This window comes from Pseudomonas sp. (assembly GCF_050739655.1).
Taxonomy (GTDB): Bacteria; Pseudomonadota; Gammaproteobacteria; order Pseudomonadales; family Pseudomonadaceae; genus Aquipseudomonas.
Genome location: NZ_JBOIBY010000097.1, coordinates 21,327 through 28,523 on the forward strand (window position 1 = coordinate 21,327; position 7,197 = coordinate 28,523).

Here is a 7,197-nt window from a genome sequence, read left to right on the forward strand (position 1 = left end):
CCCACTATGTTGAATGAACCTACGCGGCCGCTGCTGGGCTGCATCGCCGATGATTTCACCGGCGCGACCGACCTTGCCAACATGCTGGTGCGCGGCGGCATGCGCACCGTGCAAAGCATCGGCATTCCGACGGCCGAGGTTGCCGGCCAACTCGACGCCGATGCGATCGTCATCGCCTTGAAGTCGCGCACCGTGCCGGCCGCCGATGCAGTGAAGGAATCGCTAGAAGCGTTGCGCTGGTTGCGTGAGCGAGGCTGCGAACAGATTTACTTTAAATACTGCTCAACCTTCGACTCCACCGCTGCCGGGAATATCGGCCAGGTCAGCGAAGCCCTGCTCGAGGCTCTGGACAGTGATTTCACCCTGGCCTGCCCCGCTTTCCCGGAAAACGGGCGCACGGTCTTTCGCGGGCATTTGTTCGTCCAGGACCAATTGCTCAGCGAGTCAGGGATGCAGCATCACCCGCTGACACCGATGACCGACGCCAACCTTGTGCGCGTGCTGCAAGCGCAGACCCAGGGCAAGGTCGGCTTGCTTCGCCATGACAGTGTGTCCAAGGGAGTCGATAGCGTTCGAACGCGCATTGAACAGCTGCGCGTCGACGGCATCCGCATGGCGGTCGCTGATGCCTTGTCCGACGCCGATCTCTACGTGCTGGGCGAAGCCTGCGCCGGTCTGCCCTTGCTTACGGGCGGTTCCGGGCTGGCGCTGGGATTGCCGGAAAACTTTCGTCGTGCAGGCAAGCTGCGTGATCTGGACGCCGCGCAAGTGCCTGCGGTCGGAGGCGGCGACGTGGTGCTCGCGGGTAGCGCTTCGCAAGCCACCAATCGCCAGGTTGCGACTTGGCTTCAAGCTGGTCGCCCGGCCTTTCGTGTCGACCCGTTGGCGTTGGCGGTTGGGCAATCGGTCATCGAGCAAGCACTGGCCTTCGCCGCTGACCATGAGCAAACGGTACTGATTTTCGCCACCAACACCCCGGACGAGGTCAAGGCGGTGCAGCACGAACTGGGCGCCGAACGTGCCGGGCATCTGGTCGAGCAGGCCATGGGCAGGATCGCCAACGGGCTGCGCGAGGCCGGCGTTCGACGCTTCGTGGTCGCCGGAGGGGAAACCTCGGGCGCCGTGGTCCAGGCCTTGGGCGTCCAGTTATTGCAGATCGGTAAGCAAATCGATCCGGGTGTGCCCGCTTGCGTCAGCACGCCCGGCGAACCGCTCGCCCTGGCGCTCAAATCCGGCAACTTCGGTGGCGCGGATTTCTTCGACAAAGCCCTCAGGCAACTGGCAGGAGTTTCGGCATGAATCGCGAAAACACCCTGCGCGAAGAGATCTGTGTGGTCGGCGCTTCGTTGTACAACCGTGGCTATACGGTTGGCAGTGCCGGCAACATCAGCGCCCGGCTGGACGACGGCTGGCTGATCACGCCCACCGACGCCTGCCTGGGCCGCCTGGACCCGGCCGCGATTGCGAAGGTCAACCTGGTGGGGGAATGGGTCAGCGGCGACAAACCGTCAAAGACCCTGGCCCTGCACCGCCAGGTCTATGATCGCAACCCCGGTGTCGGTGGCGTGGTACACACCCACTCGACGCACCTGGTGGCATTGACGTTGGCCGGTGTCTGGCATGAGGATGACGTCCTGCCGCCGCTGACACCGTATCAAGTGATGAAAGTGGGGCACATCCCGTTGATCACCTATGAACGTCCAGGCTCGCCGAAGGTGGCCGAGCGTGTGGCGCAACTGGCTAACCGGGTACGCGGAGTGATGCTCGAACGCCTGGGTCCGGTGGTCTGGGAAAGCTCGGTGTCCAAAGCCAGCTATGCCCTGGAGGAGCTGGAAGAAACAGCGCGCTTGTGGCTGATGAGCAATCCCAAGCCGGCCCCGCTGCACCAGACGGCGCTGGATGAGTTGCGCGAGGCTTTCGGTGTTCAGTGGTAATCCCCCTTTTTGATGTCAGGAGTCTCCATGCCTCGTTTCGCTGCGAATCTCAGCATGCTCTACCCGGAACACGATTTTCTTGATCGTTTCGCCGCAGCCGCCGCCGATGGCTTTCAGGCGGTGGAATACATGTTCCCCTACGACTACAGCGCCGGGCAGTTGAAACAACGGCTCGACGACAACGGCCTGGTCCAGGCCCTGTTCAACGCACCACCAGGCAACATGGCAGCGGGCGAAAAAGGCACCGTGTCCTTGCCTGGCCGGGAAGCGGAATTTCGCGAAGGTTTCGACCAGGCCCTGGAGTATGCCGCAGTACTGGGTAACGATCGCATCCACGTGATGGCCGGACTGCTGGCCAACGAAGCAGATCGCACCAGGCACCATGACACCTACCTGGAAAACCTCAGCCACGCGGCAACGCAAGCGGCCCAGCATGGCATTACCGTGCTACTGGAGCCGATCAACACCCGTGACATGCCGGGCTTTTTCCTCAATCGCCAGGACCAGGCACAAGCCATCTGCACAGCCATCGGCAAGGCCAATATCAAGGTCCAGTTCGATATCTACCATTGTCAGATCGTAGAAGGTGACGTCGCGACAAAGCTGCGTCGCGACTTCGACGGCATCGGTCATATCCAGATCGCCGGCGTGCCGGATCGCCACGAACCGGACATGAGCAATGAGTTGAATTACCCCTACCTATTCGAACTGATCGATCAATTGGGTTATAGCGGCTGGGTGGGTTGCGAGTATCGACCGCGCGGCAACACATCCGAGGGTTTGAAGTGGATGCGCGACTGGAAGGCCTGCTGATCCGCGGCTAGTTTCGTGTTCGTTTACTTCGAACCCCTAGCGACTGATCAGCGAACTCGCCAACAACGCCTCCAACCCCATCGGCCTGGCAAAGTAATAACCCTGGGCCTGCGTTGCGCCTATTTCGCGCAGCAAGTCCAAAGTCGCTTCATCTTCGACACCTTCGGCCACCACACTCAGGTCCAGGGACTCGGCCATCCGCACAATCGCCCGCACGATTGCGCGACTGCGGGAACTGGAGGTCAGTTCGAGGATGAACGACTTGTCGATCTTCAAGCCGCTGAAGCGGTATTGATGCACATAACTCAGGGATGAAAACCCTGCACCAAAGTCATCGAGTACCACCGACATGCCATTGTCGGCCAATTGCTGCATCGTCAGCCGGGCTATCGCCGGCTCGGCGACCAGTGCACCTTCGGTCAACTCCAGACAGATCCGCGATGGCGAGACGCCGTGCCGCGCCAACAGAGCCAGCACATCACTGGCGAAGTCAGGTCGCGTCATGCTGTAGCTGGAACAATTGACGTGTACCGGCGGCCAATTGGCGTGCTCGGGTTGGGCGAGGATCACTGCAATGCTGGTGAGCATGTACAGATCCAGTCGACCGATCAGGCGCAAACCCTCGAAATCCGGCAAGAACTCACCGGGCGCAATCACCCGACCGCCAGGCTGATGCCAGCGCACCAGCGCTTCAAGCGCCAACAGTTCGCCGCTTTCGACGCTGACGATCGGCTGGAAATACGGCAGTAGCTCGTCTGTACGTTTAAGCGCGTTGCGCAAGGCGCCTTCACGCTCAACCTGGTCCGACACTTCGCGACGCACTTCCTGGTTGAACACCGCGTAGCTGTCGCGCCCGGCACTCTTGACACGGTACATCGCAGCGTCAGCATCGCGCAGCAAGTCAGCGGGTTCGTGATGGAACTGACTGTCAGCACTGACAATACCGATACTGCAGGACGAAAACACTTCATAGCCATTGATGAAAAACGGCCGGTCAAATGCCACCAGAATTCGCTCGGCGATGTCGACCAACACCTCCAGCGGTGCCTCTGGAGCCAGCACCGAAAACTCATCGCCACCCAGGCGAGCCAGCATGTCGGTCTCGCGCAGGCAGCCGCGTAAACGGTGAGCGGCCTGCATCAACAGAAGGTCACCAAAATGGTGGCCGAGGCTATCGTTGACCAGCTTGAAACGGTCAAGGTCAATGAACATTACCGCCAGGTGCCCGCCTTCACTACCGAACCGTGTCCAGGCCAGATTGAGGCGCTGTTGCAGGTAGGTGCGATTCGGTAGCCCGGTCAGCGCATCGTGGGAGTTTTCGTGCTGCAATTTGGCATTGGCGTGATCGAGTTCGCGGGTGCGGCTCTGTACTCGGGCTTCGAGCTTGAGGTTAGCGGCATGGATCGCTTCAGCCGCAGTGCGTCGGGACATCGCCGTATCAATGTGCCGCGACACAAATGTCAGCAGTTCCTGATCACGCAAGGTATAGCGTACCTGCGGGGTATAGCTTTGCACCGCAAGAACGCCACGGACCACGTCGCCGTCGAACAATGGAATGCCCAGCCACGAGTAGGACCGGAAAGACTCGTCGATTATCTCGATTTCTCCGTGCGCCCCCAGTCGATCAGCCTCGTCGGCATCTATCAGGCAAGCTCGACGCTGACGGATCACGTACTCGGTCAAGCCGCGGCTCCCACGCCGTGCTACCGGGCAATTGGGCTGCCGTTCATCAACGTAATAGGGAAAGGTCACTTCATCGGTCGCATCGTCGAACAACGCAATGTAGAAGTTGAGTACGAACAGCAGATCACCGACGATGCCGTGCAGGGTTTTGAACAACTCGGCCATGTCGCCGGGCTGGCTCGACAGTTCAGCAATCTGGAACAGCGCGCTCTGCAAATGTTCGGCGCGCTCGCGGTCTGCTACTTCCTGCCTCAATGCATCGTTGACCGCCGAAAGTTCCAGGGTGCGGCGCATCACCGTCCTTTCCAGATCCTCGCGATGCAGGATCCGGTCAAGCGCCATAGCCACGTGGCGCGCCACCACCAAAAACAGTGCGCGGTCTTCAGCACTGTAGATACGGGAAACGTCGTAGACCTGCATCGCAAGCATGCCAAACACGTCATCCGAGGCATTTTTCAGCGGCGCGCCCATCCAGAACTCGGGCCGATCACCCACACAGTAGAAGCGGTCTTCGGCCTGAGCCGCAAGAATGCCTGCGGAATCGATCAACAACGGCTGGCCAGTGGTCAACACCTGGCCGGTCAACGACAGACGCGAAGGCACAAGGTATTCGTAGTTCTCTGACTCCAGGGCATCCACGTCGATGATGTCGACGTAATACGGGTAGTCGATCTTGCCTGTGTGCGGATCATACAGAGCGAGATAGAAGTTCTCGGCGTCGATCAGACTGGCCAGTAGCTGGTGAACCCCTACCAGAAACACCGAGCGGTCGCGGGTGGAACTGGCCAGGTAGGTAATTTCATACAGCACACGCTGGGTAATCTGCGCACGGGCCAGGGTGTTGGTCTGCAGCTCAATGCCCAGGCGCTGGGCGAGATCGGCGAGTGCCGGCTCTGCTGCGTGGTTGACGGGCGCCAGTAACCAACCCAGGGCACTTTCGCCACGGCCTGTCGGCCAGCCTTGTAAGCGCAGGGACGAGCAAAAGGCTTCGAACTCTTCATTGGCGACGCTTGAAGGCCACTGCATCCGTGGGTCGCCCTGCCCGACCAAATGCATCTGTTCACCGGCGCGATAAACCGCCCACGCGGTGGTATGGCCCCAGTTACGCGCTGAGTCCAGCAATTGCTCGATAGTGTCCTCGTTGTCAGCGTATGCCATGCCGATAGTTTCAGAATTCCCTTTCAATTGAGACGAATCCTCTTCGCAGCCACTCGATTGCTGGGGAAAGTCAGTCAATGAAAGAAAACTCATCAGCGCTCCCGAGCCAAAAACTGGCGACACTCACTGACTGAACGCTAGCAATGTGCCAATGAGCATCCATTTAAAGCGTACCGGAGTTTTTTTCAATGGTTTTATTAGTTTGAGTGCCAATGAAAAACGAAGCCCCGGAGGTTCGCGGCTCCGGGGCTTATATTTTCGCCTCCAACCCTTAATGGTGGCGAACGTGGTCAGGACGATATCAGCAGCTGTTGGAATTATCTCTACGACCATCGATAGCAGACGCCACCACCTGAGCTGCCAGCAGTCGCTGCCCGGCCAGACGTGACATGACCCGGTCTACAATCTCCATTCGTGCCACGGCAGCGTCACGCAATCCCTGCATCGATTGCAATGCCTCATCGGACTGCGCCAGGCCATTGCGCGCCGATACGCCCAGGTGATCGATCCCCCCACGGGCATCATCGGCAGTACGCTCCAGACTTTGGGCAATCTGGTGGATCTGCGCGCTGGAATCGGCGACACGCCTGGATAGGTTACGCACTTCATCCGCCACCACGGCAAACCCGCGACCATGCTCGCCCGCCCGGGCTGCTTCGATAGCGGCGTTGAGGGCCAACAAGTTGGTCTGCCGAGCGATGTCCTGGATGCTGCCGACCAACCCACTGATTTGCACGGACTGCCCACCCAGTGCGCCGAACGCTTGAGCCAGTTGATCCATGGACTGGTCCAACTCGCAGAAGATAGTGGCTGAGGTCTGGATGCTTTGCGTACTGGCATTAACCTTAGTGCCCGCTTCGCGGGCCAACTGGTTGGCAAATCGCATGTCTTGCTCGGTCTCCTCGATCGCCAGGCTCAATTCACTGAGATCGTTGCGTAGTCGGGGATCGAGCACCGGGGGCTGCGGCTTACAAACTTGGTCGACAGGAATCTGAGGCAGTACCTGGATTTCCACCGGCACCTCGACCTGAACCTCAACTACTTGCACTTTTTCGAAGTGATATAGCCAGCCTGCGGCCACCATCGCCAGCACGCTGAGCGTCAAACTAGCGTAAAGATGATCAGGATAAAAACCTGCGACCAGGCAGGTTATCACTGCCCCGCCCTGCACCAGAGCTGCAAAGCGGGTGCGCTTCGTAAATTTCGACATCATGATTCCCCAGCCCGCATGTCCGTAAAGGCCTGCCGAGCTCAATTCGTTATTGTTATTGGCACGACCCGCAGCGACCTGTTCGGATGCGTGGGGCAAATGCAGATATTGCACTGCCACATGCAGACAAGCGTGCGGGCGACTGATGCTAGAGGGAGATTGAAAGCCGGGGATATCCAATTCGTGTAAACATCTATCCGTTTTCCACGATGGATTGCATTTTTACCTGCATAGGCGGCGGACGTTTGCTGTTTAGGAAATTTTTCTACGGACAAAACAAAACCCCTACCTGCATACGCAGATAGGGGTTTCGGAATTTAATCTTGACGATGACCTACTCTCACATGGGGAAACCCCACACTACCATCGGCGATGCATCGTTTCACTGCTGAGTTCGGG

General features: G+C 59.1%; 4 protein-coding genes, 1 rRNA gene and 1 pseudogene. 3 read left to right on the forward strand and 3 right to left on the reverse strand.

All coding sequences use genetic code 11. The features are described 5' to 3' along the window. Window positions 1-6: 6 nt before the first annotated feature. The 3 genes from otnK to otnI are packed head-to-tail and all read left to right on the forward strand — an operon-like array spanning window position 7 to window position 2,747. Window positions 7-1,299, forward strand: coding sequence for a 3-oxo-tetronate kinase (otnK, locus tag ACRESJ_RS05235; protein WP_431756952.1), 1,293 nt, complete (start codon window positions 7-9; stop codon window positions 1,297-1,299). Next, complete coding sequence (locus ACRESJ_RS05240; protein ID WP_431756953.1) at window positions 1,296-1,934, forward strand: aldolase; 639 nt, start codon at window positions 1,296-1,298, stop codon at window positions 1,932-1,934. The genes otnK and ACRESJ_RS05240 overlap by 4 nt, the downstream gene beginning before the upstream one ends. Window positions 1,935-1,961: 27 nt before the next feature. Beyond that, on the forward strand, window positions 1,962-2,747 hold the full coding sequence (otnI, locus tag ACRESJ_RS05245; protein ID WP_431756954.1) for a 2-oxo-tetronate isomerase: 786 nt from the start codon (window positions 1,962-1,964) through the stop codon (window positions 2,745-2,747). A gap of 36 nt (window positions 2,748-2,783) precedes the next feature. Here otnI and ACRESJ_RS05250 read toward each other — a convergent pair whose 3' ends face one another. The 3 genes and pseudogenes from ACRESJ_RS05250 to rrf all read right to left on the reverse strand — a co-directional run. Continuing rightward, entirely contained in the window at window positions 2,784-5,681 is a 2,898-nt protein-coding gene (locus tag ACRESJ_RS05250) for a sensor domain-containing phosphodiesterase (protein ID WP_431756955.1), read from the reverse strand. Window positions 5,682-5,889: 208 nt separating this feature from the next. Then, window positions 5,890-6,327: pseudogene (locus ACRESJ_RS05255) on the reverse strand (methyl-accepting chemotaxis protein); the annotation flags it as partial. 792 nt (window positions 6,328-7,119) lie between these two features. Further along, a 5S ribosomal RNA gene (gene rrf, locus ACRESJ_RS05260) occupies window positions 7,120-7,197 on the reverse strand; the annotation flags it as partial.

What these genes read in the sequence shown, in the direction of transcription:
- otnI (WP_431756954.1), top strand. Translation starts at nt 1,962, where the DNA reads ATGCCTCGTTTCGCTGCGAATCTCAGCATGCTCTACCCGGAACACGAT.
- ACRESJ_RS05240 (WP_431756953.1), top strand. Translation starts at nt 1,296, where the DNA reads ATGAATCGCGAAAACACCCTGCGCGAAGAGATCTGTGTGGTCGGCGCT.
- otnK (WP_431756952.1), top strand. Translation starts at nt 7, where the DNA reads ATGTTGAATGAACCTACGCGGCCGCTGCTGGGCTGCATCGCCGATGAT.
- ACRESJ_RS05250 (WP_431756955.1), bottom strand. Translation starts at nt 5,681, where the DNA reads ATGAGTTTTCTTTCATTGACTGACTTTCCCCAGCAATCGAGTGGCTGC.